Below are 26,185 nucleotides of genomic sequence, written 5' to 3' on the forward strand. Positions count from 1 at the left end.
GGGGTGGGAGAGGGGCCGGGCGGGGCCGGAGTGCCGCCTGGAGAGTCGTCTCTTTGATCCCGTAATGTGGCTTTTGTCGTCAGGGCAGTCAGCCGGACGCGGCTCTTGGGGAAGGGACTTGAGGGACTTGATGGAACGCACCGTCGTTCGTTGTGTGGACGGCCACGTCTTCAGCACCACTTCGTTCCCGATGCAGAAGGCGGAGCGGCTCGGCCCCGGCCGGCTGCTGCGGTGCCCGCGGTGCGCCCGGCTCCGCAGCGTGGTGCCGGTCACCCTGCAGAAGCGGTAGCAGCGGTCACAGCAGGCAGGCCGTAGGCGCGCGGGGCCGTCACGATTGTCATGGCTCGGCGCGCCTTGCGTATCCTCTGGACGTGCTTCTCTCAGACAAGGACATCCGGGCCGAGATCGACGCCGGGCGGGTGCGGATCGATCCCTACGACGAATCCATGGTGCAGCCGTCGAGCATCGACGTGCGTCTCGACCGTTTCTTCCGGGTGTTCGAGAATCACCGCTACCCCCACATCGACCCCTCGGTCGAGCAGGCCGACCTGACCCGCCTGGTCGAGCCCGAGGGCGACGAGCCGTTCATCCTCCACCCCGGGGAGTTCGTGCTCGCCTCCACGTACGAGGTCATCACGCTCCCCGACGACCTCGCCTCCCGGCTCGAGGGCAAGAGCTCGCTGGGACGGCTCGGGCTCGTCACCCACTCCACCGCCGGGTTCATCGACCCGGGGTTCAGCGGTCACGTGACCCTTGAGCTGTCCAACCTCGCCACCCTGCCGATCAAGCTGTGGCCCGGCATGAAGATCGGCCAGCTGTGCATGTTCCGGCTGACCTCGCCCGCCGAGCACCCCTACGGCAGTGAGCGCTACGGCTCCCGGTACCAGGGGCAGCGCGGACCGACCGCCTCGCGGTCCTTCCTGAACTTCCATCGGACCCAGGTGTGAGGGCGACGGCATGAGCGACATACGGGAGAACCTGACTTACGAGCGGTTCGGCGCCGCCGTCCGCGAACTCGCGCAGACCATCGCCGACGACGGCTACGAGCCCGACGTCGTGCTGAGCATCGCCCGCGGCGGCGTCTTCGTCGCCGGCGGCCTCGCCTACGCCCTGGACTGCAAGAACATCCACCTCGTGAACGTGGAGTTCTACACCGGAGTGGGCACGACGCTGGAGATGCCGGTCATGCTCGCCCCGGTCCCGAACGTGATCGACTTCTCCGACAAGAAGGTGCTCATCACCGACGATGTCGCGGACACCGGCAAGACCCTCAAGCTCGTACGCGACTTCTGCCTCGACACCGTCGCCGAGGTCCGCTCCGCCGTGATCTACGAGAAGTCCCAATCCCTCGTGAAGTGCGAGTACGTCTGGAAGCGCACCGATGAGTGGATCAACTTCCCGTGGAGTGTTCTGCCTCCGGTGCATAAGTCGGGCGAGGCGCCGAAGGAGAACAAGGAAGCGCTCTGACCTGCGATGTCGTTCCCATCCTGAGAAAGGCAGATGCCAAGGGCTCCGGACCATGATCGGTCCAGGGCCTTGCGCCTGATGCTCCCGGCAGAATTCAAATGGGGGCTGGGAGTGAAGCCGCTGGTCGCCCGCCGGGGCGCCGAGCATGGCTCCGGACCGGGCACTCAACGCTGGGCTGTCGAGCGTGCGTTCGGCCATCTGCACTGGTTCCGCCGCCTTCGGATCCGCTGGGAGATCCGCGACGACATCCACGAGGCCTTCCTCACCCTCGGATGTGCACTGATCTGCTGGCGACGCCTGACCACGCCCTGCTTCAGCAAGACCGAGGCAGCTGTTGCAGCATTTGGGAGTCGGGACCCAGCTCCAGGAGGCACCCCATCACCATCATCACGCACGAGGACCCGATCGGCCGGGGTCCCACCAACTACATGATCCACGCCAACCTGTCGAACGGGCAGGACGGCTGGCGGGAGCAGCTGTGGACCCACCAGCTCACCGAGGACACGTTCGAGGTCGCCTGTCTGCCGTTCTTCACCTACGGAATCTGCTACCGCGACGTGGTGACCATCGACAGGAACCACCTGCTGACCAAGGTCGTGCGCAAGTCCGGCCACCGGACCCTTCGCGTCGCACTCGTTCTGAAACACGCAGACCGAAACCAGGCACACGAGCTGCTGCACGGCAAGGTTGTCGACACCGGCCTGCCACACGAGTGGCTTCAGGGCACCTATCTTGCCGTGGACCTCCCGCCTGGCGCGGATGAGGGACCCTTCATCGAGGCATTGGAACCCCTTGCCCACGCCGGCGTCCTCCACTGGGAAATCGACTCCTGACCCAAAAGATCAGTTCGCTGGACGATCGCCAGCAGTCCATCGCGCGCATGGGATCTATGCAGCCAGAGCTGAGCTGTTGTCAGGCCTGGAGCTGTACCTTCATCCACACGAAAACGGCTGGCTTTCCATCTCGGTCCATGACCCCGACAGGTTGACGGTGGCTCTGGGACTCCAGCCAACGGCTGAGTGGATTGATGAGCATGAGGCAAACCTTCAGCGTCTACGTGACGCCTGCGGCGAGCCCTGAAGACAAGCTCTGGACAGATCGGTCAGTGACGGTCATACAGGCCGCGCTTCAGGTCTACGAGGACGCTACCGGACGGGACCGGTCGCGGGAGTTGCTGTACTCCGCTGCTGTACAGGCCAAACGGAACTCAGCGTGGGGAGTCCAAGGGGTCATGTTTCGGCCACCCAGGCTGTCCGTGCTCCATGACCCGCTCGACCCCGGTCGCAGTGATCCGAGTGCGCGCCTGTCATGGGAAGGTGTGCCCGGCTCCTGGGCTGCATCCGGTGGGACCTGCGGAAACTTGCACAGGTGTGCCGTGCAACCCTGAAGGGGCTCCAGGGGTCTTGTGGGCAGTCCTGTCTGCCTAGTGGGGGTTGCATCACTTTGCGTGTGCGCAGCATTTCGGCCGCAACAGCGCTCGCGGTCACTCTCAGTTCTGTCGCCCTGATCGGGCCGGCCGCGGGCGCTGCCGTCGCCGACAGCAGCGCCGCGCTGCCCATCATGTCCAGCGGCGACATCATCGTGGACGGCGTTCACCGGCGGGTCTTCATCAGTGACCCGTCGGGAGGCAAGGTCGTGGCCACCGACTACAACGGCACCGTCATCGGGACGGTCACCTCGCTGCCGGGGGCTGACGGCCTGGAGCTTTCCGCCGACTCGGCAACGGTCTACGTCGCCGTGCCGGGAACTGACGAGATCGCGGCCATCGACACGGCGACGCTCACCGAGGCCGGGCGGTACGCGACGGGTGACGGCACAGATCCGCAGCACCTGGCGCTCGCGGGCGGCAAACTCTGGTTCGGCTATGGCAGCGTCGGTCACGGCAACATCGGCTCTCTCGACCTGTCCGGCGGACAGACGCGGGTTTCGCTCGCCCAGGAGGCCGACGGAATATGGAACGACGCTCCCCTGCTGGACTCGGCACCCGGCGCTCCCGACACCCTGGCGGCCGGCTCGCGCCAGTACTACTTCACCCTCGGCATCTATGACGTGTCGTCCGGCACGGCCGGCCGGACCGCGTTCCTCGGCGGGCAGGACGCCGCCATCGGCGACACCGCGGAGGACCTGGCGCTCACCCCGGACGGTACAGAGCTCGTGGTGGCCACCACAGTAGGCGACTTCCAGCAGGTCTTCCGGACCTCAGACCTGTCGGAGACCATCAGGTATCCGAGCACCTACTGGGAACAACGGTCGGTGGATGTCGCGCCCGACGGCCTCGTCGCGGTGGGCACCGACACCTACGCCTCCTTCAAGCCCCATGTGTCCATCTACAAGCCGGGCAGCACGGCCCCGAGGCGGACCGCCGATTTCACCGACGAACGGGGTGGAGTCTCCCAGGAGACCCTGCTCGACCACGGCGACCTCGCTTTCGCACCCGACAGCAGCCGGCTCTTCGCAGTCACACACGACCTCATCAACAAGTACCGCCTGCGCGTCGTCACCGACCCCGGCAGGGCCGTCACCACGATCACGGTGAACGCCCCGGCGACGGCCGGCCGTGCCAAGTCGCTGACCGTCTCCGGCAAGGTCACGAACACGCTCGGGCTGCCCGCGGGGACCACCGTCGCGGTCACCCGAACGGACCTGGAGTCCCCGAGCGGCAAGGCGCTCCCGGCCGCGACGGTGAAGGCGGACGGGACCTTCTCCTTCACCGACACCCCGCCCGCGGGCGGCAAGGTCACGTACAAGGTCTCCTATGCCGGCGGCGCCGATCGCACGACTGCCTCCGCCTCCGACACGGTCGAGGTCTCCCGGAACTCCCCGACCCTGACAGTGAACAAGAACGGCAGCATCTACGCCTACGCCAGTAACGTGACGGTCACCGCTCACCTCGGCACGACGTACAAGAACCGGACGCTCTCGCTCTACGCGGACACCGCGGGCGACGGCAAGGGCAAGTACCTGGTCAAGACCGGCACGGTCAACAGCGAGGGCAACCTGTCGGTCACCTTGCCCCTGAAGCGCGACACCACGGTGAGCGCGTCCTTCTCCGGCGACGCGCGGACCGCCCCGAAGACGGCCACGAGCTGGGTGGGCGCGAAGGTCAAGGTGTCGCTGAGCCTGAGCCGCCACTACAAGACGGCCACGGTCAACGGGGCCACCAAGTACTACTTCCGGAAGACGATCAATCCGCTCCTCACGACCACGATGACGGCCTACTCCGGCCGCTCGCAGAAGCTGGAGTTCCAGATCTACTCCGACGGCGCCTGGCGGTCGGCGGGGTACCAGTACTTCAAGCTCGGCTCCACGGGCAAGTCGGTGGTGGAACTGAGCGGTACGCACAAGACCGGTTATCCGATGCGCGTGCGGTCGTCCTACATCAACAACTCCTCGGGCGACACCGTGAACTCGACCACGTACGGCTCCTGGAAGTACTTCACCTTCACCAGCTGAGGCCGCCCGCACCCAAAGGCCCGGCGCGTCCGATGACGCGCCGGGCATCGTGGAGGCCATCGAGGTACTACTAGGAAAAGGCCCTTCCCTGTGTCTGTGTCTGTGTCCGTGCCTGTGTCCCGGGCCGGGCTAGAACGTGCCCAGCTTCACGATCGACAGCAGGGCGATCAGCTGGATCGCCGACGCGCCGAGGGCCTTGGGCCAGGGCAGGTCGTGGGACCGGGAGACCATCAGGGTCAGCAGGGCGCCCGCGCCGATCCAGGTGGCCCAGCCGAGCACCTGGACGAAGCCCGCGTCGCCGCCGAAGAACATGGCGAAGACCAGGCGTGGGGCGTCCGTCAGCGACGTGATCAGCATGGACAGACCGACCGTGGGCTGCCACGCGCCGTCACCGCCGAGCTGGCGGGCCAGGGTGTGGGTGACCACGCCCAGGATGAACGCGCTCAGGACCATCGCCACGGCCGTGACCAGGACGACCGGGATCGCGTTGGAGAGCGTCGCGTTGATCGCGTCCGAGCGGGCACCGTCGAAGCCGAAGACGGCGAGCAGGCCGTAGAGGAAGGTGACGATCAGGGCCGGGGCCCACATCGTGTAGTCCCGCATGCGCAGGAAGGTCTGGTCGGGCGAGAGGATCACGCCCCGCAGCAGTTCCTTCCAGTGCAGGGGCGGGCCGATCGGCCCGGACGGGGCCGCGGCACCGGCGTGGTAGGTCGCGCCCTGGGTGTAGCCGGACGCCTCGTCGACCGAGAAGGCCTGCGTGTGGCCCGGGTTGTTGGCCACGTACGGGTCGTGCCCGCCGCCCTGGGCCTGGCCCGGGTAGCCGCCGTCGCCGAAGTACTCCGGGCCGTCGTCGCCCGGGCCCGGGTAGCCGTACGACGGTCCGCGCTGCGGGTACGACTGCTGCGGGTACGGCGGCTGCGGCGCCGACGGGTAGCCGTACGACGGGCCGCCGGGCTGCCCCTGTCCGGGGCCGTGCGGGGGCCGGCCGGGCTGTCCCTGCCCGTGCCCGCCGCGTCCGTACGGTCCCTGCGGAGCCTGCTGTCCCTGGGGGGTGCGGTTGTCCCGGCCCCCGCGTCCGATCCTGAATCCAGCCACGTCATCGAACGTACCTGGTCCCGGAGAGTGGTGTGCCGGGCCCGGGGGTCCGGGCCCGGCTTTGCGGCCGACCTGTGACATCCCCTAAGGGACCGTCAGGGGTTCGTCCCGGGAGGGGTCCGGGGTTCCCCGGAGTTTCCTGCGGCCGCAGGGCGCGGAAGGCTGCGGAAAGGCGGAAAGGCGGGGCGGGCCGGACCCTGGGAGAGGGTCCGGGCCGCCGGGGAAGATCTCGTCGCTGCCGGGCACGCCGGCGGTGGACCGGGCGAAGAACCGGCCGCCGGAGGTGGTGTTCAGGCCGTTCGCGGTGCCGTAGAGGACGGGGACGGCGCCGGTGTTCGTCGCGCTGCCGATGTTCTCTAACTCCGTCCGTACCGCTCGACCGCCGCTGGGCGACCTGCCGATGATGCGCGTGTCCGGGACGGGTGTTGAGGCCCGGACGGCTGTGACGTGGGTCAGGATGGTGGCATGAGCGTAGTGAAGATCAACGTGCTGAGTGTCCCCGCCGAGCAGCGGGAGGTGCTGGAGCGGCGGTTCGCCTCGCGGGCGCACGCGGTGGAGAACTCCGACGGCTTCGAGTGGTTCGAGCTGCTGCGTCCCGTCGAGGGCACCGACCAGTACCTCGTGTACACGCGCTGGCGTGACGAGGAGTCGTTCCAGGCCTGGATGGAGGGGCCGATGAAGTCGGCGCACCAGGGCGGCGGCGAGGGCGGGGAGCGGCCGCGTCCGGCCGCGTCCGGTTCCACGCTGTGGTCCTTCGACGTGGTGCAGCAGGCGGCCCCCAAGGGCGCCTAGCGGACCCGGACCCGGACCCGCGGCCGGGCGGCGCCCGGCCGGGCGGATGGATGACCGAGGGGACGACGGCGCCCCCTGCCTGTGCGGGTCAGGGGGCGCCGTCGGGTCCGGGTGCGGGCCGTTACTTCACGGGCTCCGGCTCGGGCTCGTTCTCGGACTCGGCCGTGCCCGCGGGGGGCTCGTCGTCCGTGCCCGGGGTGCGGACGGAGTCCAGCAGCAGCTGGGCGACGTCCACGACCTGGATGGACTCCTTGGCCTTGCCGTCGTTCTTCTTGCCGTTGACCGAGTCGGTCAGCATGACGAGGCAGAACGGGCAGGCGGTGGAGACGATGTCCGGGTTGAGGGAGAGGGCCTCGTCGACGCGCTCGTTGTTGATGCGCTTGCCGATCCGCTCCTCCATCCACATCCGGGCGCCGCCGGCGCCGCAGCAGAAGCCGCGCTCCTTGTGGCGGTGCATCTCCTCGTTGCGCAGGCCCGGGACCTTGCCGATGATCTCGCGCGGGGGCGTGTAGATCTTGTTGTGGCGGCCCAGGTAGCACGGGTCGTGGTAGGTGATGATGCCCTCGACCGGCGTCACCGGGATCAGCTTGCCCTCGTCGACGAGGTGCTGGAGCAGCTGGGTGTGGTGGATGACCTCGTAGTCGCCGCCGAGCTGCGGGTACTCGTTGCCGAGTGTGTTGAGGCAGTGCGGGCAGGTGGCGACGATCTTCTTGGCCGACTTCGGCTTCCTGGACTCCGCCGTGACCTTGCCGTCGTCGTCCAGCTCCTCGCCGAACGCCGTGTTCAGGGCCATGACGTTCTCCATGCCGAGCTCCTGGAACAGGGGCTCGTTGCCCAGGCGGCGGGCGGAGTCACCGGTGCACTTCTCGTCGCCGCCCATGATCGCGAACTTCACGCCCGCGATGTGCAGCAGCTCGGCGAAGGCCTTGGTGGTCTTCTTGGCGCGGTCCTCCAGGGCGCCGGCGCAGCCGACCCAGTAGAGGTACTCGACCTCGGTGAGGTCCTCGATGTCCTTGCCGACGACCGGGACCTCGAAGTCGACCTCCTTGAGCCACTCCAGGCGCTGCTTCTTCGCCAGGCCCCAGGGGTTGCCCTTCTTCTCCAGGTTCTTCAGCATCGTGCCCGCCTCGGACGGGAACGCGGACTCGATCATCACCTGGTAGCGGCGCATGTCGACGATGTGGTCGACGTGCTCGATGTCCACGGGGCACTGCTCGACGCAGGCGCCGCAGGTGGTGCAGGACCACAGGACGTCCGGGTCGATGACGCCGTTCTCCTCGGCGGTGCCGATCAGCGGGCGCTCGGCCTCGGCCAGGGCGGCGGCGGGGACGTCCTTGAGCTGCTCCTCGGAGGCCTTCTCCGCGCCCTCCATGGTCTTGCCGCCGCCGGCCAGCAGGTACGGCGCCTTGGCGTGGGCGTGGTCCCGCAGGGACATGATGAGCAGCTTCGGGGAGAGCGGCTTGCCGGTGTTCCAGGCGGGGCACTGCGACTGGCAGCGACCGCACTCGGTGCAGGTGGAGAAGTCCAGCAGGCCCTTCCAGGAGAACTGCTCGACCTGGGAGACGCCGAAGACGTCGTCGTCGCCCGGGTCCTCGAAGTTGATCGGCTTGCCGCCGGAGGTCATCGGGAGCAGGGCGCCGAGGGAGGTCTCACCGGTGGCGTTGCGCTTGAAGAAGATGTTCGGGAAGGCCAGGAAGCGGTGCCAGGCGACGCCCATGTCGGTCTTCAGGGCGACCGTGATCATCCAGATGAACGAGGTCGCGATCTTCAGGCCGGCGAAGAAGTAGGTGAGGTTCTGGAGCGTGGAGACGTCCATGCCCTTCAGCCACGCCACCACCGGGTAGGAGATGAAGAAGGACGCCTCGTAGGAGTCCACGTGGTGCTGGGCGCCCTCGAGCGCGTGCAGCATGAAGATGCAGACGCCGACGATGAGGATGACGGCCTCGACGAAGTAGGCCTGGCCGAAGTTGGAGCCGGCGAAGCGGGACTTGCGGCCCGGGTTGCGCGGGTGGCTCAGCTGGCGGATCACGATCAGGACGAGGATGCCGACGATCGTCATGGTGCCGATGAACTCGACGTAGATGTTGTACGGCGCCCACTCGCCGATGATCGGCAGGATCCAGTCGGCCTTGAACAACTGTCCGATCGCGTTGACGATCGTCAGCAACAGGGTGAAGAAGCCCACCGCCACGAACCAGTGCGCGACACCGACGATGCCCCAGCGGTTCATCCGGGTGTGGCCGAGGAACTCCTTGACCACGGTGAGGGTGCGCTGCACGGGCTCGTCGGTGCGGGTGCCCGCGGGCACGCTCTGACCGAGCCGCATGAAGTTGAAGATCTGCAGGAGGGCGCGGGCGAACAGGGCCACGCCGACCACGATCAGAACCAGCGACACGATGATCGCGGCGAGTTGCATTTCGGGGCTCCTCGGGCCTGCGAGGGAAATTACTAAGCGGTAACTTATGCAGTCCGTTCGAGACTACCCGCATCCTCACTCGCACTGTAGCCAGGCGCGAGGTGATCTGGGTCGCTGAGGTGAGCCTGAGCCGGACCGGCAATCAGATCGTGTTATTCATCCCGAATTGCTACATTCGCGCCTAACTTAGAGCCGTGCTATACGGGATCACCGCGGCCTCCGCCGCCCTCCTCCTGACCGCCGTGCTCGCGGCGCTGCTCCGGGTGCCCGCGCTGCGCGCCGGGATCGTCGACCGGCGGCGGCAGCGACCCCTGCCGGTGCTCGGGGGAGCGGCCGTCGTGGCCGTCACCTGCCTGGTCGCCTGGGCGGGTGAGTGGACCCGGGTCGCTCCGCTGGGCGACGGGGTCGGCCGACTGCTCGTGGCCGCCGCCTGCGTCGCCGCGCTGGGTCTGGTCGCCGACGTGTGGCGGTTGCGGGCGCGGGTACTGGTGGCCGGTACGGCCGTGGCGGCGGCCTTCGTGGTGCCGTACGACGAGACGGGCTTCTGGGGCGGGATCCTGGCCGTGGGCTGGATCGTCTTCGCCTCCCTGGCCTTCCGTGGGCTCGACCACGCCGACGGGCTTGCGGGCACGGTCGGCGTGGTCACCGCCTTCGGCGCCGGGGCCTGCGCCGCCGCCGAGGTGATGGACGGGCTCGCGGTGCTGCTCAGTGTGTTCGCCGCGGCCCTCACCGGCTTCCTGATGCACAACTGGTTCCCGGCGCGGGTCGGCCTCGGTGCCTGCGGATCGCTGTTCACGGGCTTCCTGTTGTCCGCCGCCGCCGTCTTCACGCGCGCGGGGTACGGGCTCCGGGCGAGCGCGGGCGTGCTGTTCTGTCTGGGTGCCGTGGCCGCCGCCGACTTCCTGCTGGTGGTCCTCGCGCGCACCCTGGGCCGCCGGCCGCTGCTGAGGAGGGGCCCGGACCACGTCGCGCACCGGTTGCGGCGGTTCGGGCTGACCCCGCCCGGGGCAGTCGTGCTGCTGGGCGCCGGGTCCTTCTCCGCGGTGCTCGTGGGGGTGCTCGTGCACACCGGGTGGACCGGGGAGGGGGCCGTGCTGTGGGTGGCGGGTGGGGCGCTGTTCGTCGTGCTGGTACTCCTTCGGGTGCCTGCCCATACGGCGCGGCGGAATACGTCGACGCAGGTCAGCGGCCACTTGCGTGTAAGGAACGGATAAGACTTGAGCCCGTCCGACTCATGTCTGTTGACCCGGCGGACCTGGTCGTGCACACTTGAGCCTGTTCCACTCAAGTCAGCTGGAGGAATCAACCATGGCACGTGCGGTCGGCATCGACCTGGGCACGACTAACTCCGTCGTCAGCGTTCTGGAGGGCGGCGAGCCCACCGTCATCACCAACGCCGAGGGTGCCAGGACCACGCCGTCCGTCGTCGCCTTCGCCAAGAACGGTGAGGTGCTCGTCGGCGAGGTCGCCAAGCGCCAGGCGGTCACGAACGTGGACCGGACCATCCGCTCGGTGAAGCGCCACATGGGCACCGACTGGAAGATCCAGCTGGACGGGAAGGACTTCAACCCCCAGCAGATCTCCGCGTTCATCCTGCAGAAGCTGAAGCGGGACGCCGAGTCCTACCTGGGCGAGAAGGTGACCGACGCGGTCATCACCGTCCCGGCGTACTTCAACGACTCCGAGCGTCAGGCGACCAAGGAGGCCGGCGAGATCGCCGGTCTGAACGTCCTGCGCATCGTCAACGAGCCGACCGCCGCCGCGCTGGCGTACGGCCTCGACAAGGACGACCAGACGATCCTCGTCTTCGACCTCGGTGGCGGCACCTTCGACGTGTCCCTCCTGGAGATCGGTGACGGCGTCGTCGAGGTGAAGGCCACCAACGGTGACAACCACCTCGGTGGTGACGACTGGGACCAGCGCGTCGTCGACTACCTGGTGCAGCAGTTCAAGTCCGGTCACGGCGTGGACCTGGCCAAGGACAAGATGGCCCTCCAGCGTCTGCGCGAGGCGGCGGAGAAGGCGAAGATCGAGCTGTCCTCGTCCACCGAGACCTCGATCAACCTGCCCTACATCACCGCGTCCGCCGAGGGCCCGCTGCACCTGGACGAGAAGCTCACCCGCGCCCAGTTCCAGCAGCTGACCGCGGACCTGCTGGAGCGCTGCAAGACGCCGTTCCACAACGTCATCAAGGACGCCGGCATCTCGATCAACGAGATCGACCACGTCGTCCTGGTCGGCGGCTCCACCCGTATGCCCGCCGTCGCCGAGCTCGTCAAGGAGCTGACCGGTGGCAACGAGGCCAACAAGGGTGTGAACCCGGACGAGGTCGTCGCCATCGGCGCCGCCCTCCAGGCCGGTGTCCTCAAGGGTGAGGTCAAGGACGTCCTGCTCCTCGACGTGACCCCGCTGTCCCTCGGCATCGAGACCAAGGGCGGCATCATGACCAAGCTCATCGAGCGCAACACCACGATCCCGACCAAGCGGTCCGAGATCTTCACGACGGCCGAGGACAACCAGCCGTCCGTGCAGATCCAGGTCTACCAGGGTGAGCGCGAGATCGCGGCGTACAACAAGAAGCTCGGCATGTTCGAGCTGACCGGTCTGCCGCCGGCGCCGCGTGGCGTCCCGCAGATCGAGGTCGCCTTCGACATCGACGCCAACGGCATCATGCACGTGACCGCGAAGGACCTGGGCACGGGCAAGGAGCAGAAGATGACCGTCACCGGCGGCTCCTCGCTGCCGAAGGACGAGGTCGACCGCATGCGCCAGGAGGCCGAGAAGTACGCGGAGGAGGACCACGCCCGCCGCGAGGCCGCCGAGACCCGCAACCAGGGCGAGCAGCTCGTCTACCAGACCGAGAAGTTCCTCAAGGACAACGAGGACAAGGTCCCGGGCGAGATCAAGACCGAGGTCGAGGGCGCGATCGCCGAGCTGAAGGAGACGCTCAAGGGCGAGGACACCGCCGAGATCCGCACCGCCACCGAGAAGGTCGCGGCCGTCTCGCAGAAGCTGGGCCAGGCCATGTACGCCGACGCCCAGGGTGCCCAGGCGGCGGCTGGCGGTGCCGGTGAGGCCCCGAAGGCCGACGACGACGTCGTCGACGCCGAGATCGTCGACGACGAGCGCAAGGACGGTGCCGCGTGACGGAGGAGACCCCGGGCTTCGAGGAGAAGCCCGACGTCCCCTCCGGCGCGACCCCCGACGACGCCGAGTCGAAGGCCGCTCCCGACGAGGGGGCGGCCCCGGCCGGGGACGTAAACGCAGACGCGGGCCTGGTGGCCCAGCTGGACCAGGTGCGCACGGCACTCAGCGAGCGCACGCTTGACCTCCAGCGGCTCCAGGCCGAGTACCAGAACTACCGCCGACGGGTCGAGCGCGACCGGGTCGCGGTCAAGGAGATCGCCATCGCGAACCTCCTGACCGAGCTCCTTCCCGTGCTCGACGACATCGGCCGGGCGCGGGAACACGGCGAACTGGTCGGCGGCTTCAAGTCGGTGGCCGAGTCGCTGGAGACCGTCGCGGCCAAGATGGGCCTTCAGCAGTTCGGCAAGGAGGGCGAGCCCTTCGACCCGACGATCCACGAGGCCCTGATGCACAGCTACGCGCCGGACGTCACCGAGACCACGTGCGTGGCCATCCTGCAGCCCGGGTACCGCATCGGTGAGCGCACCATCCGCCCCGCGCGGGTGGCCGTCGCCGAACCGCAGCCCGGCGCGCAGACCGTCAAGGCCGAGGAAGCCGAGGAGAACGCGGCGGCCGACGACAAGGAGAACGGTGGCCCGGAGGAGGGCTGACGTAATCACCGAGGACAGGAAGGAGGGACGTCGGGGATGAGCACCAAGGACTTCATCGAGAAGGACTACTACAAGGTCCTCGGCGTCCCCAAGGACGCCACCGAGGCCGAGATCAAGAAGGCGTACCGGAAGCTCGCCCGCGAGTTCCACCCGGACGCCAACAAGGGAAACGTCAAGGCGGAGGAGCGCTTCAAGGAGATCTCCGAGGCGAACGACGTCCTCGGCGACCCCAAGAAGCGCAAGGAGTACGACGAGGCGCGCGCCCTGTTCGGCAACGGTGGCTTCCGCCCCGGGCCGGGCGGCGCCGGCGGCAACTTCAACTTCGACCTCGGCGACCTCTTCGGGGGCAACGCCCAGAGCGGAGGCGGCTTCGGCGGCGGACTCGGTGACGTCTTCGGTGGCCTGTTCAACCGGGGCGGTACCACCGGCACCGGCACCCGTACCCAGCCGCGGCGCGGCCAGGACATCGAGTCCGAGGTCACGCTGAGCTTCACGGAGGCCATCGAGGGCGCCACGGTGCCCCTTCGGATGTCCTCCCAGGCGCCCTGCAAGGCCTGCTCCGGCACCGGCGACAAGAACGGCACCCCCCGGGTGTGCCCGACCTGCGTCGGCACCGGACAGGTCGCCCGGGGCTCGGGCGGCGGGTTCTCGCTCACCGACCCCTGCCCCGACTGCAAGGGCCGCGGGCTGATCGCCGAGCACCCCTGCCTGGAGTGCAAGGGCAGCGGCCGCGCCAAGTCGTCCCGCACCATGCAGGTCCGCATCCCGGCCGGGGTCACCGACGGGCAGCGGATCCGGCTGCGCGGCAAGGGCGCGCCCGGCGAGCGGGGCGGTCCGGCGGGCGATCTCTACGTCGCCGTGCACGTCGGCACACACCCGGTGTTCGGGCGCAAGGACGACAACCTCACCGTGACCGTGCCGGTGACGTTCACCGAGGCCGCGCTCGGCGGCGAGGTCCGGGTCCCGACCCTGGGCGGCCCCGCCGTCACCCTGAAGCTGCCGCCCGGCACCCCCAACGGCCGCACCATGCGGGCGCGGGGCAAGGGCGCGGTCCGCAAGGACGGCACCCGCGGCGATCTGCTGATCACCGTCGAGGTGAGTGTCCCCAAGGACGTGTCGGGGAAGGCTCGTGACGCACTGGAGGCGTACCGCGAGGCGACCGCGGGCGAGGACCCGCGGGCGGAGTTGTTCGAGGCCGCGAAGGGAGATTGAGCGCCCCATGGACACATCCGGCCGTCGGCGTAACCCGTACGAACTGACCGAGGAGACCCCGGTCTACGTCATCTCGGTGGCGGCCCAGCTCTCCGGACTCCACCCGCAGACGCTGCGCCAGTACGACCGGTTGGGTCTGGTCTCGCCCGACCGCACGGCCGGACGGGGCCGCCGCTACTCGGCCCGTGACATCGAACTGCTTCGCCAGGTGCAGGCGTTGTCGCAGGACGAGGGCATCAACCTGGCCGGCATCAAGCGCATCATCGAACTGGAGAACCAGGTGGCCGCCCTCCAGTCCCGGGTCGCCGAACTCCAGTCGGCGCTCGACGGCGCGGCGGCCGCGATGCGGCAGCGGGAGGCGGCCGTCCATGCCTCCTACCGCCGGGACCTGGTCCCGTATCAGGAGGTCCAGCAGACCAGCGCACTGGTGGTGTGGCGGCCGAAGCGGCCGCAGAACGACTGACGCACCGACCCGTCGGCGCGGACGAGAGGGGCCCGGATCCGTTCCGGGCCCCTCTCGTGTGTCCGGCGGCTCAGTCGTCACATGCCGGTTCGGTGAGGCACTTCGGCGCGGCAAAGGCGGGGCCGGCGGCCGCGCTCCGCAGGGTCCTGCGGCAGGGAGCGTGACGGCCGTGGCCGTTACGCGGCTGGCTGGGTTCATTCGGTCCTGTGGTCGAGTCGGAGATGCGGCCCGCGGCCGCCGGTCAGCACGACTCGCCTGGTTTGGATTTGGTTGTACGGATCTTTGCCTCCCCGTGAACTCCCATTGGGTGAAGGGTCCGTAAAGACTGTTTGGAGGGGATTCCGCTCCTCCTCCACAGGTGCAGCGGAGCGTGCTGTTGCGCACTCGTTAAGTAGTTCCGCTTGACGCCGGGTGTCGGGTCCAAGTTGTCTTTTCAGACACCTGGGTCGTAAAGCAGCACCCAAGTCCGGAACGCACCTGAAGTGAGCCCCCGAATGCGTCGTATAGCCATGTCCGTGGCCGCGTCCACGATGACCCTTTCGCTCGCCGGCTGCGGCGTGTTGGACGCTACGGGCGACGGCGCGAGCGCGACGCCGACGAAGGGGGACGACGTCACGATCGGGCTCCTGCTGCCGGAGAAGGCGAACACCCGCTACGACAAGTTCGACTACCCCATCATCAAGAACCAGGTCTCGGAGCTGACCCACAAGAAGGGCCACGTCCAGTACGCCAACGCCGACGCGGACGCCGCCCGGCAGGCCGGCCAGATGCAGCAGATGATCGACGACAAGGTCGACATCATCCTGCTGGACGCGGTCGACTCGCACGCCATCGTCGGCGAGGTGAAGAAGGCCAAGGACGCGGGCATCCCGGTCATCGCCTACGACCGGCTGGCCGAGGGCCCGATCGACGCCTACATCTCCTTCGACAACGAACTGGTCGGCGAGGTGCAGGCCCGCACCCTGCTGGACGCGCTGGGCTCGGGCGTCGGCACCTCCGACAAGGTCGTCATGGTGAACGGCTCGCCGACGGACCCGAACGCCAAGCAGTTCAAGGAGGGCGCACTCTCCGAGCTCAACAGCAAGGTCACGATCGCCGACAGCTGGGACACCAAGGACTGGAAGCCGGAGATCGCGCAGGCGAGGATGACCCAGGCGATCGCCAAGATCGGCAAGAGCAACATCTCCGCGGTGTACGCGGCCAACGACGGCATGGCGGCCGGTGTCATCAATGCCCTGAAGGCGGCCGGTGTCACCACGATGCCGCCGATCACCGGCCAGGACGCCGAACTGGACGCCGTCCAGCGGATCCTCGCCGGCGAGCAGTACATGAGCGTGTACAAGTCCTACCCGGACGAGGCCGAGGCCGCCGCGCAGATGGCCGTCACCAAGGTGCAGGGCAAGGACATCCAGTTCGACGCCCTCACCCAGGACCACGTCGACAGCCCGACCGACAAGGCCATCCCGTCCAAGCTGGTCCAGGTGAGCGCCCTGACCAAGAACCGCATCAAGGACACGGTCATCGCCGACGGCATCTACACGGTCGACGAGATCTGCACCCCCAAGTACAAGGCGGCCTGCGCCGCCGCCGGCCTGAAGTAGCCGCCGAGCCGCACGGGCGGCGCGTGGCGCGGTGGCCACCGGCACGTTCTCCGGGTGCTGCGGCACCCGGGGGAAGCGGGACCGACGAAGCCTGTGTGACGTTCTGGCCACCACCATCAGCTTGTTGCGACGCGACGGGCGGAGGCCGGCCGATACCAGGACGAACCACCTGATCACCGTCCCCTCGGCGGACCGAGCCTTGTTGCGGACCCGGTCCCGGCCGCGCATAGTTGCGCTGCGGAAGTGGCAGCAAACCGGGGGTGGAATGGGCGATGGCCGGGCGCGGGGCGGAGGAGCATCCACACGGTGCCGACCGACTGTGCGACGCCGGGGACCGCGTGTACTCCCGGGCCGTACGGCGGGGACGGGTGCCGCGCACGGACGCGGAACGGGTGCCCTGCCTGCTGGAGCTGGCGCTGCTGCACCCGGACCCGGACGACATGGACTGGCTGGTGCCGACCTCCCCGCAGGAGGTCATGACCCGGCTGCTGCGCGGGGTCTACGACGAGGTCAGGGAGAGCCAGCGGCGGGTGGGTTCCGCGGTGAGCGCCTTCGAGTGGTACGCCGGTCTCGGCCGCCGGCTCCAGGCGCTGTCGGCGCCGGGTGAGGGCACCGCCATCCGCGTGCTGGACGGGCTCTCCCGCATCCAGGCCGCGATGGACGAGGCGACCGAGGCGTGCACGAGCGAGGTGCTCACCGTGCAGCCCGGCGGCATCCGGCGCGAGGCCGAGCTGACCGAGGGGCTGCACCGGGCGCTGGCCCTGCGCGGCCGCGGCGTGCGCATGCGCGACCTGTACACCCACGTGGCCCGGCACGGGCAGGGGTTGCTCAACTACCTGGAGCTGATGGGTGACACGGTCGAGGCCCGCACTCTGGACGAGGTCATCGACCGGCTGATCCTCTTCGACCGCACGGTCGCCTTCATCCCCGCCAACGCCGAGCGCACGATGGCCCTGGAGCTGCGTCACCCGGCGCTGGTCGAGTACCTGGTGACGGTCTTCGAGCGGCTGTGGCGGCTCGCGCTGCCGCTGACCGCGCCCCTGCCCGACACCGGCATCGAGGGCATCTCGCACCGCGAGCGCTCCATCGCCGCGCTGCTGGCGGAGGGGCACCAGGACGCGGTGATCGCCGAGCGGCTCGGCATCAGTGTCCGCACCTGCCGGGCCCACATCGCCCGCCTCTCGGACACCCTGGGCGCGGCCAGCCGTACCCAACTCGGCGTCCGCATCGCCCAGGTGGGCCTGGACGGCCCCCCGCGCACCGCCTCGCCGGCGCCGCCGCCCGCACTCAGACTCCCCGACCAGGAATCCCCGGGCGTCCGCTGAGCGGGCCGGCCGGGGCCCGGCTCCCACCCTCGCCACGAGGAACCCCCGGCGGCGCCGGACACCCCCCGAGGACCGAGCCGGCCGCCCCTTACCCGTGCGGGCCCCTCTGAGGCCGGTGGCGGCGGCCAGGAGGCGGTGAGCCGGGGCAGGCGCCCCGGTGCCGCCGTCGGCGCCCTGTGGGCCGTACAGGGGCGTTGGGGCGGTCGCCGACGTGCGCGGGGCGCTGGGGCGGTTGCCGCCGTGCCGCGGCCCCCTACGGGGCCGGCCCGTCCGTCCGGGCCGGACGGGGGCCTACCGGGCCGGTGGCGGCGGCCGGGAGGTGATGCAGCCGGGGGAGGGTGTCCTGGAGCCGTCATCGGCGCGGTCCGGTGCCGGACGGCGTGGCCGGGTGCCGGACGGTCCGGTGCCGGGCGGCGTGGCCGGGTGCCGGGCGGCGCCGCGTGGTGGGCTCCGCTCAGTGGCGGTCGGTGTGCCCGGGCCCCGACACGTCCTGTTCCAGGAGCCCGGACTGGGCGATGAGGTAGCCGAGCTGGGCCCGGCTGCCGCTGCCGAGCGCCTGGGCGAGCTTGGCGATGTGGGCGCGGCAGGTGCGCACGTTCATGCCCAGGCGGCGGGCTATCGCCTCGTCGACGTGGCCCTCGACCAGGAGTTTGGCGATGGAGTGCTGGACGCCGGTGATGCCGTCGCGGGCGGGCTCGTAGGGCACTTCCTCGCGCAGCGGGGTGGCGCGGCGCCAGAGGTGCTCGAACACCTTGATCAGGTACTTGACGAGGCCGGGGTGGCGCAGTTCGAGGGCGACTTGCTGGTCGTCGTGGGCCGGGACGAAGGCGACGGTCGCGTCGCAGATGATGAGCCGCCCGATCAGCTCCTCCAGCGTGCGTATCTCGACCTTGCCGCGGGACATGACGTCCACGTACGCCATGGTGCCCAGGCTGTGCCGGACGGTGTGCTGGTAGAGGGTGCGCATGCTCACCCCGCGCTCCATGAGCGGCCGGTCCCGTTCGAGGGCCTGCTTGAGGATCTGCTCGCTGCGCCCGCCGCCCGGCTGCACGGTCAGGACCTCGTGCCGGCACTCGGCCGTGGCGAGATTGAGCGCCGCGTTGATCCGGTCGGAGCCCTCGAGCACCGTGATGGCGTGGGTGGGGGCGGGTGCCAGCGCGCTGAGCGCCATGAATGGCTCGAAGGATTCGGTCAGTTCGATGGAGAACCGGCGCCGGTCCAGGATCTCCCGTTCGAGCGGGTGCAGTCGCTGGGCCAGCGCGACGGCCGGCGGAACCGGCCGCAGCCACTTCTCGTCGTCAGGATCCGGGTGCAGCAGAGCGAACTCGAGGAGGCAGGGGGCGTCCTCGATCTCGGCGCGAGCGATCCGGCCGGTGCTCAGCGCGCTGGCGTAGAGCTGTGTCCCCTCCTCACAGAGATCGGTTATCGCGTGCTGATGTGCCCCTTTTGGGTCATTGTTCGGCAAATCTCCACCCCCCAGGGTCCTGAACATGCAGGAACATGATGCATCGCCCCTGTGGCATTGACGTGCCTGAATGAGCCATCGTCTTCGTGGCACGGGGGAAGGAAACTCGTTGAGTGAGGACGAAGCCGACTATGTACAAGAGAATGCTTCGATCGGCGCTTGCCGTTGCCTTCTCTGCGGCCGTGGTCTTCGGTGCTGGGGCGGGGACGGCGCAGGCGATCGGCGTGGCCAAGCTGGACACCGGCTGGGGCGCCAGTGAGCCGACGGGAGTCGTCGTCGCCACGCCGACGGACACCGGTTGGGGGCAGAGCACACACCTCCAGGCGTCGGGGCGGCCGGCATGACCACCCCGCCCGACGACCGGTCCTTCCGTCGTGAGATGGCCACCGCGTACCGCTCGGGCTGGCACTTCATCGACCTGGTCACCGCCATCCCCCACAGTGGTGACTCGCTGATGGTGACCGTGTTCGGCGAGCCGGTCGTCGTCACCCGCGACGACGAGGAGGACGTACGGGCGTACCGGTGCCTGCGCAAGCCCCGTGGGGCGCCGCAGCCCGTGCGGTGCGCCGTACGGTACGGCATGATCTTTGTGAATCTGGACCAACGGGACCACCGGCTGACAGAACCGGAAGTCTCGGACGTAAGGACCATTTCGGCCACCCCCCGCAGTGCCTGACGCGATTCCCCCGTCGTAAAAGATCGCTCAGGTGCTTCCCCCCGCAGCGGCGTCACCGTGACCTGAACACGGTGACGCCGCTGCAGTTTGTGATGACATTTCTGCGCATGGAAGCGCTGTCACGGTGGCCGAAACCAACCGGTTGACCGCCCCGTCCCGGCGCCGGTCTCAACCGTGCCCGAACGCCCGCTCCAACTCGATCTCGATCACCACCCGGGCCGGGTTCTCCCGGGGCTGGCGCTGGTACCTCTCGGCATAGCGCCGCACCGCCTCCGCCACCCGCTCCGGGGCCGCGCTCACCCGCGCCCGGCCCTCCAGCGTGGCCCAGCGCCGGCCGTCCACCTGGCACACCGCGACCCGCCCGCCCGCGGCGCCGGCCGCGAGGACATGGGCGACCTTCGCGCTGGTCCGGCTGGTGATCACCCTGGCCAGCCCCGCCTCGGGGTCGTACGTCACCCCCACCGGCACCACGTGCGGGCTGCCGTCGGGGCGCAGGGTCGTCAGGGTGCACAGATGCCGCTCCCGCCAGAAAGCGAGATAGGGCTCGTCCGGGGAAGTCGGGTCCTGGGAGTGCGTGGCCATGGTTCCGAAACCTAACCGCAGGAAGCTGCAATCCCCACCTTGAGTGGAATAGACTCAACTTTGCGTATGCTGGGCAAGTCAGCAGCAGTGGGAGAAGTGGGAGACACGGCCGCGGGGCCGAAGCCGAGGAGGAGAACCGACACGTGGACGCCGAGCTGACCAACAGGAGCCGGGACGCGATCAACGCCGCCGGCAACCGGGCGCTGACCGAGGGACACCCGGACCTCACGCCCGCGCACCTGCTCCTCGCTCTGCTCGCGGGGCAGGACAACGAGAACATCACCGACCTGCTCGCCGCCGTGGAGGCCGACCAGGCGGCCGTGCGCTCCGGCGCCGAGCGCGTCCTCGCCGGGCTGCCCAGCGTGACCGGCTCCACCGTCGCGCCCCCGCAGCCCAACCGCGAGCTGCTCGCCGTGATCGCGGACGCCACCGAACGGGCCGGGGAACTCGGTGACGAGTACCTGTCCACCGAGCACCTGCTCATCGGCATCGCCGCCAAGGGCGGGGCGGCCGGCGAGGTGCTCAAGGCGCAGGGCGCCGACGCCAGGAAGCTGCAAGAGGCCTTTCGCAAGGCCAGGGGAGGACGCCGCGTGACCACCGCCGATCCCGAGGGCCAGTACAAGGCACTGGAGAAGTTCGGCACCGACTTCACCGCCGCCGCCCGCGAGGGGCGCCTCGACCCGGTCATCGGCCGGGACCAGGAGATCCGGCGGGTCGTGCAGGTGCTGAGCCGCCGTACCAAGAACAACCCCGTCCTCATCGGCGAGCCCGGCGTCGGCAAGACCGCCGTGGTCGAGGGGCTCGCCCAGCGGATCGTCAAGGGCGACGTGCCCGAGTCCCTGCGCGACAAGCGGCTGGTCGCGCTCGACCTCGGCGCGATGGTCGCCGGCGCGAAGTACCGCGGCGAGTTCGAGGAACGGCTGAAGGCCGTGCTCGCCGAGATCAAGGACTCCGACGGGCAGATCATCACCTTCATCGACGAGCTGCACACCGTCGTGGGCGCCGGGGCCGGCGGCGACTCCGCCATGGACGCGGGCAACATGCTCAAGCCGATGCTGGCCCGCGGCGAGCTGCGCATGGTCGGCGCGACCACGCTGGACGAGTACCGCGAGCGGATCGAGAAGGACCCGGCCCTGGAGCGCCGCTTCCAGCAGGTGCTGGTCGCCGAGCCGTCCGTCGAGGACACCGTCGCCATCCTGCGCGGCCTCAAGGGCCGCTACGAGGCCCACCACAAGGTGCAGATCGCGGACAGCGCGCTGGTGGCCGCCGCGACCCTGTCCGACCGGTACATCACCTCCCGCTTCCTGCCTGACAAGGCCATCGACCTGGTGGACGAGTCGGCCTCCCGGCTGCGCATGGAGATCGACTCCTCGCCGGTGGAGATCGACGAACTCCAGCGCTCCGTGGACCGGCTGAAGATGGAGGAGCTGGCGATCGCCAAGGAGACCGACCCGGCCTCCCGCGAACGCCTGGACAAGCTGCGCCGCGACCTCGCCGACAAGGAGGAGGAGCTGCGCGGCCTGACCGCCCGCTGGGAGAAGGAGAAGGAGTCCCTCAACCGGGTCGGTGAGCTGAAGGAGCGCCTGGACGACCTGCGCGGCCAGGCCGAACGCGCCCAGCGCGACGGCGACTTCGACACCGCCGCCAAGCTGCTGTACGGCGAGATCCCGGAGCTGGAGAAGGAGCTGGAGGCCGCCTCCGAGGCCGAGGAGGAGGTCGCCCGCGACACCATGGTCAAGGAGGAGGTCGGTCCCGACGACATCGCCGACGTGGTCGCCGCCTGGACCGGCATCCCGGCCGGCCGCCTGATGGAGGGCGAGACGCAGAAGCTGCTGCGCATGGAGGACGAGCTGGGCAGGCGGCTCATCGGCCAGGGCGAGGCGGTGCGCGCGGTGAGCGACGCCGTCCGGCGCTCGCGCGCCGGCATCGCCGACCCGGACCGGCCGACCGGGTCCTTCCTCTTCCTCGGCCCGACCGGCGTCGGCAAGACCGAACTCGCCAAGGCGCTCGCCGACTTCCTCTTCGACGACGAGCGGGCCATGGTCCGCATCGACATGTCGGAGTACGGCGAGAAGCACACCGTGGCCCGGCTGGTCGGCGCGCCTCCCGGCTACGTCGGCTACGAGGAGGGCGGCCAGCTCACCGAGGCGGTCCGCCGGCGCCCGTACAGCGTGGTGCTGCTGGACGAGATCGAGAAGGCGCACCCCGAGGTCTTCGACGTCCTGCTCCAGGTGCTGGACGACGGACGGCTCACCGACGGGCAGGGCCGTACGGTCGACTTCCGCAACACCATCCTGGTGCTCACCTCCAACCTGGGCAGCCAGTACCTGGTCGACCCGGTCACCAGCGAGGCGGAGAAGCGGGAACAGGTCCTGGAGGTCGTCAGGGCCTCTTTCAAGCCGGAATTCCTGAACCGGCTCGACGACTTCGTGGTCTTCTCCGCGCTCACCAAGCCCGAGCTGGAGCGGATCGCGCAGCTCCAGATCGGCCGGCTGGCCAGGCGGCTGGCCGAGCGGCGCCTCACGCTGGACGTCACCCCCGAGGCGCTGGCCTGGCTCGCCGAGGAGGGGATGGACCCGGCCTACGGCGCCCGTCCGCTGCGCCGTCTGGTGCAGACCTCGATCGGCGACCGGCTCGCCAAGGAGATCCTGTCCGGCGAGATCAAGGACGGCGACACGGTCCGTGTGGACCGCTTCGGCGAGGGCCTGCTGGTGGGCCCGGATACGGGCAAGACGCTCTAGTCGGGGGTACGCGGACCCGGTGGCGCCCCGGCGCTCGTGTGACCCGTGTCAGCCCTCGGCTGACACGGGGGGGCCGGGGCTTGCCACCCCCCTCCCCCTCTGGGGGAGGATGGCGGAATCCGCATGAAGGGAAAAACAGTGAGCATCGACCCGTCCTCGATCCCGAACTTCGGGGGCCAGCCCGAACCGCAGCCGCAGGGACCGGCCGGCCCCGTCGTCCCGGATCAGGACCTCGTGAAGCAGCTCCTCGACCAGATGGAGCTGAAGTACGTCGTCGACGAGGAGGGTGACCTCGCGGCTCCGTGGGAGCAGTTCCGCACGTACTTCATGTTCCGCGGGGAGGACGAGCAGGCGGTCTTCTCGGTGCGGACGTTCTACGACCGGCCGCACAAGATCGACGAGAAGGCCCAGCTGCTGGAGTCCCTCGACGACTGGAACCGCCGCACCCTGTGGCCCAAGGTGTACACCCACACCCACGACGACGGCACGGTCCGCCTCATCGGCGAGGCCCAGATGCTGATCGGCACCGGCGTCGACCTGAACCACTTCGTCTCCTCCACGGTCAGCTGGGTGCGGGCCGCGATCGAGTTCGACAAGTGGCTGGTCGAGCAGCTCGGTCTCGAGCAGGAGGTCAACGACTCCGAGGAGCCCGAGGACGACGGGGAGTAACCGGGCCCGCTCAGGTCTGGGGGCGCCGCCCCCAGACCCCGGTCACAGCCGCCGCAGCCGCTCGGCGGCCTCCCGGAGCACCTCCTCGCGCTTACAGAACGCGAACCGTACGAACGGCGACCCCGCCTCCCGGTCGTCGTAGAACACCGCGTTGGGGATGGCCACCACGCCGGCCCGCTCCGGCAGGGCGCGGCAGAAGGCGAGGCCGTCCTTCTCGCCGAGCGGGCGGATGTCGGTCGTGACGAAGTAGGTGCCCGCGGGCCGGAAGACCTCGAATCCGGCCCCGATCAGCCCCTCCGCGAGGATGTCCCGGCGGGCGCGCATGTCCCGGCGAAAGCCCTCGAAGTACGACTCAGGCAGCGCCAGCGCCTCCGCCACCGCGTACTGGAAGGGGCCGGAGGCGACGTACGTCAGGAACTGCTTGGCGGAGCGGACGGCGGTCACCAGCTCGGGCGACGACGTCACCCAGCCGACCTTCCAGCCCGTGAACGAGAAGGTCTTGCCCGCGGAACCGATCGTCACCGTCCGCTCCCGCATCCCGGGGAACGCGGCCAGCGGCAGGTGCTCCGCCTCGTCGAAGACCAGGTGCTCGTAGACCTCGTCCGTCACCACCAGCAGATCGCGCTCCACCGCCAGTGCGGCGATCGCGGCCAGCTCGGCGCGGGTGAGGACCGTGCCGGTTGGGTTGTGCGGGGTGTTGATCAGCAGCAGCCGGGTGCGGTCCGTGACGGCCGCGCGCAGTTCGTCGAGGTCGAGCCGGAAACGGCCGCCGTCCGGCCGCAGGGTCACCGGCACCCGCCTGCCGCCCGCCATGGCGATGCTCGCGGCGTAGGAGTCGTAGTAGGGCTCCAGGGCCACCACCTCGTCCCCGGGCTCCAGGAGCGCCAGCAGCGAGGCAGCGATGGCCTCCGTGGCGCCCGCCGTGACCAGGACCTCGGTGTCCGGGTCGTACGACAGGCCGTAGCGGCGCAGCTGGTGCGCGGCGACCGCGGTGCGCAGCTCGGGGACGCCCGGGCCCGGCGGGTACTGGTTGCCGCGGCCGTCGCGCAGCGCGCGCACCGCCGCCTCCCGCACCTCCTCGGGACCGTCGGTGTCGGGAAAGCCCTGCCCCAGGTTGATCGACCCGGTCGCCACGGCGAGGGCGGACATCTCGGCGAAGATCGTCGTCCCGAACTCGGCAAGCCGGCGGTTCAGGTGCGGACGCGCGGTGGAGGTCATGCCGGCCATCCTGCGCCCAAGCTCCGGAGTTCCTCAACCGTGCTTCGCCGAGGGGCGCCGGTGCCGATACCGAACCACCGCCGCTGAGCAGGGAAGCGCTGTCGTCGACTGTGGCCGTCTGTCGTCGTCGGCCGCCCTCGGACGGCCCAGAGACGGCCCGGGCGGGGCTCTCGGTGTGCCCCCTCGACGCGAACCATGGGCGCGACGGTCGCTGAGGGGTGCTTGGCTGCGGCGTGATCGTCCGGGCGACTTCGCCGTCAGGAAGGACACGCCGACTGGGCGCCGTCCGGTCCGTAGCGTGGACGGCTATCGCATCTCCGGTGGTCAGTGCTGCATGGCACTCTGCCGCCATGACGACCACGACAGAGCTCACCCTCTTCGCCGACTACTTCCAGATACGCGTAGCTGATGCGGATTCGGACGGTGATCTGAGCGACGCGTGGACGGACCAGGCCGTCGCCGATCACCTCGCGGTTGCACAGGACGCGCTGGGTATCGGCACGGTGGTCAATGTCGACGTATCCGTCACCGTGGTCGTCCTGCCTCAGGAGCCGAGTGATGACAGCTCGGAGTTCGATCACGTCGTCGAGGCCGGCCTCGATGTGTCGTCGGGTCGCCTGATGGTTCTGGGCTGCACGGACTACGCCCCCGATGCGGCTACGTTCGAAGTCGCGGCAGGCTGGAACCGCGTCCGTGTGTCCCGGAGCAACCTGGCTCGGGCAGCTCAGGCCGGCGTCGACTCCGACGAGAGCCCCGAGACCACTGAGAAGATCCGTATCCAGGTGTGGGCGGCCCCGGAGTCTCCAGCGACGATCACCAAGCGATGGTCTTAGTCGGGCGGAGCTTCTGATGGCCGGCGACGTGTGCCCGTCCTTCGAGCCGCACCTTGCCTGGCGGGAAGGTCACGGGCCCTGGACGGCCCAGTAAGACGGCGATGGCCCCTGATCTGTCCTTTTCCGCAGGTCAGGGGCCGTTGGCGTGGAAGAACCCTCTGAAGTTCCTCAACTCTGCTTTCGGTGTCCCGGGGGCCGGGCATCCCCCGTTCACCGCGGCCCACGGGGGGCCGGAAACCGGGGGAACGGAAAGAAGGTGACGCCATGGGCACCGTCTTCGTGGTGGTGGTGGCAGCGGTCATCTGCTTCGGGGTCGTCGCGTCCGCGAAGGGCAGGTCGCGGCGCGGGCGGCGGGCGGGCCGGTCGGCGTCGTACGGCGC

General features: G+C 69.5%; 22 protein-coding genes and 1 pseudogene. 18 read left to right on the plus strand and 5 right to left on the minus strand.

Features of this window, described 5'->3' with window-relative positions; genetic code table 11:
- The first annotated feature begins 130 nt into the window (after window positions 1-130).
- From V7E45_RS21835 to V7E45_RS21860, 6 genes and pseudogenes are all read left to right on the plus strand, one after another.
- A complete protein-coding gene (locus V7E45_RS21835; RefSeq protein ID WP_333775893.1) occupies window positions 131-289 on the plus strand; it encodes a hypothetical protein in 159 nt (52 codons plus the stop codon).
- An 82-nt stretch (window positions 290-371) separates the two neighbouring features.
- Window positions 372-947 carry a dCTP deaminase gene (dcd, locus tag V7E45_RS21840; protein ID WP_020941247.1) on the plus strand — a complete coding sequence of 192 codons (576 nt, stop codon included), beginning with the start codon at window positions 372-374 and terminating at the stop codon, window positions 945-947.
- Window positions 948-957: 10 nt separating this feature from the next.
- Window positions 958-1,467 carry a phosphoribosyltransferase gene (locus V7E45_RS21845; RefSeq protein WP_333775894.1) on the plus strand — a complete coding sequence of 170 codons (510 nt, stop codon included), beginning with the start codon at window positions 958-960 and terminating at the stop codon, window positions 1,465-1,467.
- Window positions 1,468-1,575: 108 nt separating this feature from the next.
- Window positions 1,576-1,767, plus strand: a pseudogene (locus V7E45_RS21850) (transposase); the annotation flags it as partial.
- Between the two features lie 128 nt (window positions 1,768-1,895).
- Window positions 1,896-2,300: a DUF4265 domain-containing protein gene (locus V7E45_RS21855; RefSeq protein ID WP_333775895.1), complete on the plus strand. Its 405-nt coding sequence runs from the start codon at window positions 1,896-1,898 to the stop codon at window positions 2,298-2,300.
- 616 nt (window positions 2,301-2,916) lie between these two features.
- Window positions 2,917-4,920, plus strand: coding sequence for a YncE family protein (locus V7E45_RS21860; RefSeq protein ID WP_333775896.1), 2,004 nt, complete (start codon window positions 2,917-2,919; stop codon window positions 4,918-4,920).
- 129 nt (window positions 4,921-5,049) lie between these two features.
- Here the strand turns inward: V7E45_RS21860 and V7E45_RS21865 are convergent, their stop codons facing one another.
- A complete protein-coding gene (locus V7E45_RS21865; RefSeq protein ID WP_333775897.1) occupies window positions 5,050-6,096 on the minus strand; it encodes a YIP1 family protein in 1,047 nt (348 codons plus the stop codon).
- A 384-nt stretch (window positions 6,097-6,480) separates the two neighbouring features.
- Here V7E45_RS21865 and V7E45_RS21870 point away from each other — a divergent pair, with 384 nt between their 5' ends.
- Entirely contained in the window at window positions 6,481-6,807 is a 327-nt protein-coding gene (locus V7E45_RS21870) for an antibiotic biosynthesis monooxygenase family protein (protein WP_333775898.1), read from the plus strand.
- A gap of 121 nt (window positions 6,808-6,928) precedes the next feature.
- Here V7E45_RS21870 and V7E45_RS21875 read toward each other — a convergent pair whose 3' ends face one another.
- Window positions 6,929-9,223 (minus strand): (Fe-S)-binding protein, encoded by a 2,295-nt coding sequence (locus tag V7E45_RS21875; RefSeq protein ID WP_333775899.1) that lies wholly within the window; start codon window positions 9,221-9,223, stop codon window positions 6,929-6,931.
- A 194-nt stretch (window positions 9,224-9,417) separates the two neighbouring features.
- Between V7E45_RS21875 and V7E45_RS21880 the strand changes: the two genes are divergently transcribed.
- From V7E45_RS21880 to V7E45_RS21910, 7 genes are all read left to right on the plus strand, one after another.
- On the plus strand, window positions 9,418-10,437 hold the full coding sequence (locus tag V7E45_RS21880) for an MraY family glycosyltransferase (RefSeq protein WP_333775900.1): 1,020 nt from the start codon (window positions 9,418-9,420) through the stop codon (window positions 10,435-10,437).
- A 94-nt stretch (window positions 10,438-10,531) separates the two neighbouring features.
- Window positions 10,532-12,370, plus strand: a complete 1,839-nt coding sequence (gene dnaK, locus V7E45_RS21885) for a molecular chaperone DnaK (RefSeq protein ID WP_333775901.1) — start codon at window positions 10,532-10,534, stop codon at window positions 12,368-12,370.
- Window positions 12,367-13,020 carry a nucleotide exchange factor GrpE gene (gene grpE / locus V7E45_RS21890; protein WP_333775902.1) on the plus strand — a complete coding sequence of 218 codons (654 nt, stop codon included), beginning with the start codon at window positions 12,367-12,369 and terminating at the stop codon, window positions 13,018-13,020. The genes dnaK and grpE overlap by 4 nt, the downstream gene beginning before the upstream one ends.
- Before the next feature lie 36 nt (window positions 13,021-13,056).
- Window positions 13,057-14,232: a molecular chaperone DnaJ gene (gene dnaJ, locus V7E45_RS21895; RefSeq protein WP_333775903.1), complete on the plus strand. Its 1,176-nt coding sequence runs from the start codon at window positions 13,057-13,059 to the stop codon at window positions 14,230-14,232.
- Window positions 14,233-14,239: 7 nt separating this feature from the next.
- Window positions 14,240-14,695, plus strand: a complete 456-nt coding sequence (locus V7E45_RS21900; protein ID WP_333775904.1) for a heat shock protein transcriptional repressor HspR — start codon at window positions 14,240-14,242, stop codon at window positions 14,693-14,695.
- Window positions 14,696-15,189: 494 nt separating this feature from the next.
- Window positions 15,190-16,296 (plus strand): sugar ABC transporter substrate-binding protein, encoded by a 1,107-nt coding sequence (locus V7E45_RS21905; RefSeq protein ID WP_333775905.1) that lies wholly within the window; start codon window positions 15,190-15,192, stop codon window positions 16,294-16,296.
- Between the two features lie 272 nt (window positions 16,297-16,568).
- Entirely contained in the window at window positions 16,569-17,621 is a 1,053-nt protein-coding gene (locus V7E45_RS21910; RefSeq protein WP_333775906.1) for a helix-turn-helix transcriptional regulator, read from the plus strand.
- A 454-nt stretch (window positions 17,622-18,075) separates the two neighbouring features.
- Here the strand turns inward: V7E45_RS21910 and V7E45_RS21915 are convergent, their stop codons facing one another.
- Window positions 18,076-19,113, minus strand: coding sequence for a helix-turn-helix transcriptional regulator (locus V7E45_RS21915; RefSeq protein ID WP_333775907.1), 1,038 nt, complete (start codon window positions 19,111-19,113; stop codon window positions 18,076-18,078).
- A gap of 313 nt (window positions 19,114-19,426) precedes the next feature.
- On the opposite strand from V7E45_RS21915, the gene V7E45_RS21920 reads away from it, so the two are divergent.
- On the plus strand, window positions 19,427-19,762 hold the full coding sequence (locus tag V7E45_RS21920) for a hypothetical protein (RefSeq protein WP_333775908.1): 336 nt from the start codon (window positions 19,427-19,429) through the stop codon (window positions 19,760-19,762).
- A 168-nt stretch (window positions 19,763-19,930) separates the two neighbouring features.
- Here the strand turns inward: V7E45_RS21920 and V7E45_RS21925 are convergent, their stop codons facing one another.
- Window positions 19,931-20,344 carry a pyridoxamine 5'-phosphate oxidase family protein gene (locus V7E45_RS21925; RefSeq protein WP_333775909.1) on the minus strand — a complete coding sequence of 138 codons (414 nt, stop codon included), beginning with the start codon at window positions 20,342-20,344 and terminating at the stop codon, window positions 19,931-19,933.
- 143 nt (window positions 20,345-20,487) lie between these two features.
- Here V7E45_RS21925 and clpB point away from each other — a divergent pair, with 143 nt between their 5' ends.
- Complete coding sequence (gene clpB, locus V7E45_RS21930) at window positions 20,488-23,085, plus strand: ATP-dependent chaperone ClpB (protein ID WP_333775910.1); 2,598 nt, start codon at window positions 20,488-20,490, stop codon at window positions 23,083-23,085.
- A 138-nt stretch (window positions 23,086-23,223) separates the two neighbouring features.
- A complete protein-coding gene (locus V7E45_RS21935; protein WP_333775911.1) occupies window positions 23,224-23,754 on the plus strand; it encodes a YbjN domain-containing protein in 531 nt (176 codons plus the stop codon).
- Between the two features lie 42 nt (window positions 23,755-23,796).
- Here V7E45_RS21935 and V7E45_RS21940 read toward each other — a convergent pair whose 3' ends face one another.
- Entirely contained in the window at window positions 23,797-24,981 is a 1,185-nt protein-coding gene (locus V7E45_RS21940; RefSeq protein ID WP_333775912.1) for a pyridoxal phosphate-dependent aminotransferase, read from the minus strand.
- A gap of 341 nt (window positions 24,982-25,322) precedes the next feature.
- Between V7E45_RS21940 and V7E45_RS21945 the strand changes: the two genes are divergently transcribed.
- Window positions 25,323-25,805 (plus strand): hypothetical protein, encoded by a 483-nt coding sequence (locus V7E45_RS21945; protein ID WP_333775913.1) that lies wholly within the window; start codon window positions 25,323-25,325, stop codon window positions 25,803-25,805.
- Window positions 25,806-26,185: the final 380 nt, after the last annotated feature.

Origin of the sequence: Streptomyces sp. IBSBF 3136, from assembly GCF_036815105.1 — a bacterium.
GTDB lineage: Bacteria > Actinomycetota > Actinomycetes > Streptomycetales > Streptomycetaceae > Streptomyces.

Bases quoted from the DNA above. Each gene is read 5' to 3' on its own strand.
- V7E45_RS21835 (WP_333775893.1), top strand. From the start codon at position 131: ATGGAACGCACCGTCGTTCGTTGTGTGGACGGCCACGTCTTCAGCACC.
- V7E45_RS21845 (WP_333775894.1), top strand. From the start codon at position 958: ATGAGCGACATACGGGAGAACCTGACTTACGAGCGGTTCGGCGCCGCC.
- V7E45_RS21855 (WP_333775895.1), top strand. From the start codon at position 1,896: ATGATCCACGCCAACCTGTCGAACGGGCAGGACGGCTGGCGGGAGCAG.
- V7E45_RS21865 (WP_333775897.1), bottom strand. From the start codon at position 6,096: ATGTCACAGGTCGGCCGCAAAGCCGGGCCCGGACCCCCGGGCCCGGCA.
- V7E45_RS21870 (WP_333775898.1), top strand. From the start codon at position 6,481: ATGAGCGTAGTGAAGATCAACGTGCTGAGTGTCCCCGCCGAGCAGCGG.
- V7E45_RS21875 (WP_333775899.1), bottom strand. From the start codon at position 9,223: ATGCAACTCGCCGCGATCATCGTGTCGCTGGTTCTGATCGTGGTCGGC.
- dnaK (WP_333775901.1), top strand. From the start codon at position 10,532: ATGGCACGTGCGGTCGGCATCGACCTGGGCACGACTAACTCCGTCGTC.
- dnaJ (WP_333775903.1), top strand. From the start codon at position 13,057: ATGAGCACCAAGGACTTCATCGAGAAGGACTACTACAAGGTCCTCGGC.
- V7E45_RS21900 (WP_333775904.1), top strand. From the start codon at position 14,240: ATGGACACATCCGGCCGTCGGCGTAACCCGTACGAACTGACCGAGGAG.
- V7E45_RS21905 (WP_333775905.1), top strand. From the start codon at position 15,190: ATGCGTCGTATAGCCATGTCCGTGGCCGCGTCCACGATGACCCTTTCG.
- V7E45_RS21910 (WP_333775906.1), top strand. From the start codon at position 16,569: ATGGCCGGGCGCGGGGCGGAGGAGCATCCACACGGTGCCGACCGACTG.
- V7E45_RS21915 (WP_333775907.1), bottom strand. From the start codon at position 19,113: ATGTTCAGGACCCTGGGGGGTGGAGATTTGCCGAACAATGACCCAAAA.
- V7E45_RS21920 (WP_333775908.1), top strand. From the start codon at position 19,427: ATGACCACCCCGCCCGACGACCGGTCCTTCCGTCGTGAGATGGCCACC.
- V7E45_RS21925 (WP_333775909.1), bottom strand. From the start codon at position 20,344: ATGGCCACGCACTCCCAGGACCCGACTTCCCCGGACGAGCCCTATCTC.
- V7E45_RS21940 (WP_333775912.1), bottom strand. From the start codon at position 24,981: ATGGCCGGCATGACCTCCACCGCGCGTCCGCACCTGAACCGCCGGCTT.
- V7E45_RS21945 (WP_333775913.1), top strand. From the start codon at position 25,323: ATGACGACCACGACAGAGCTCACCCTCTTCGCCGACTACTTCCAGATA.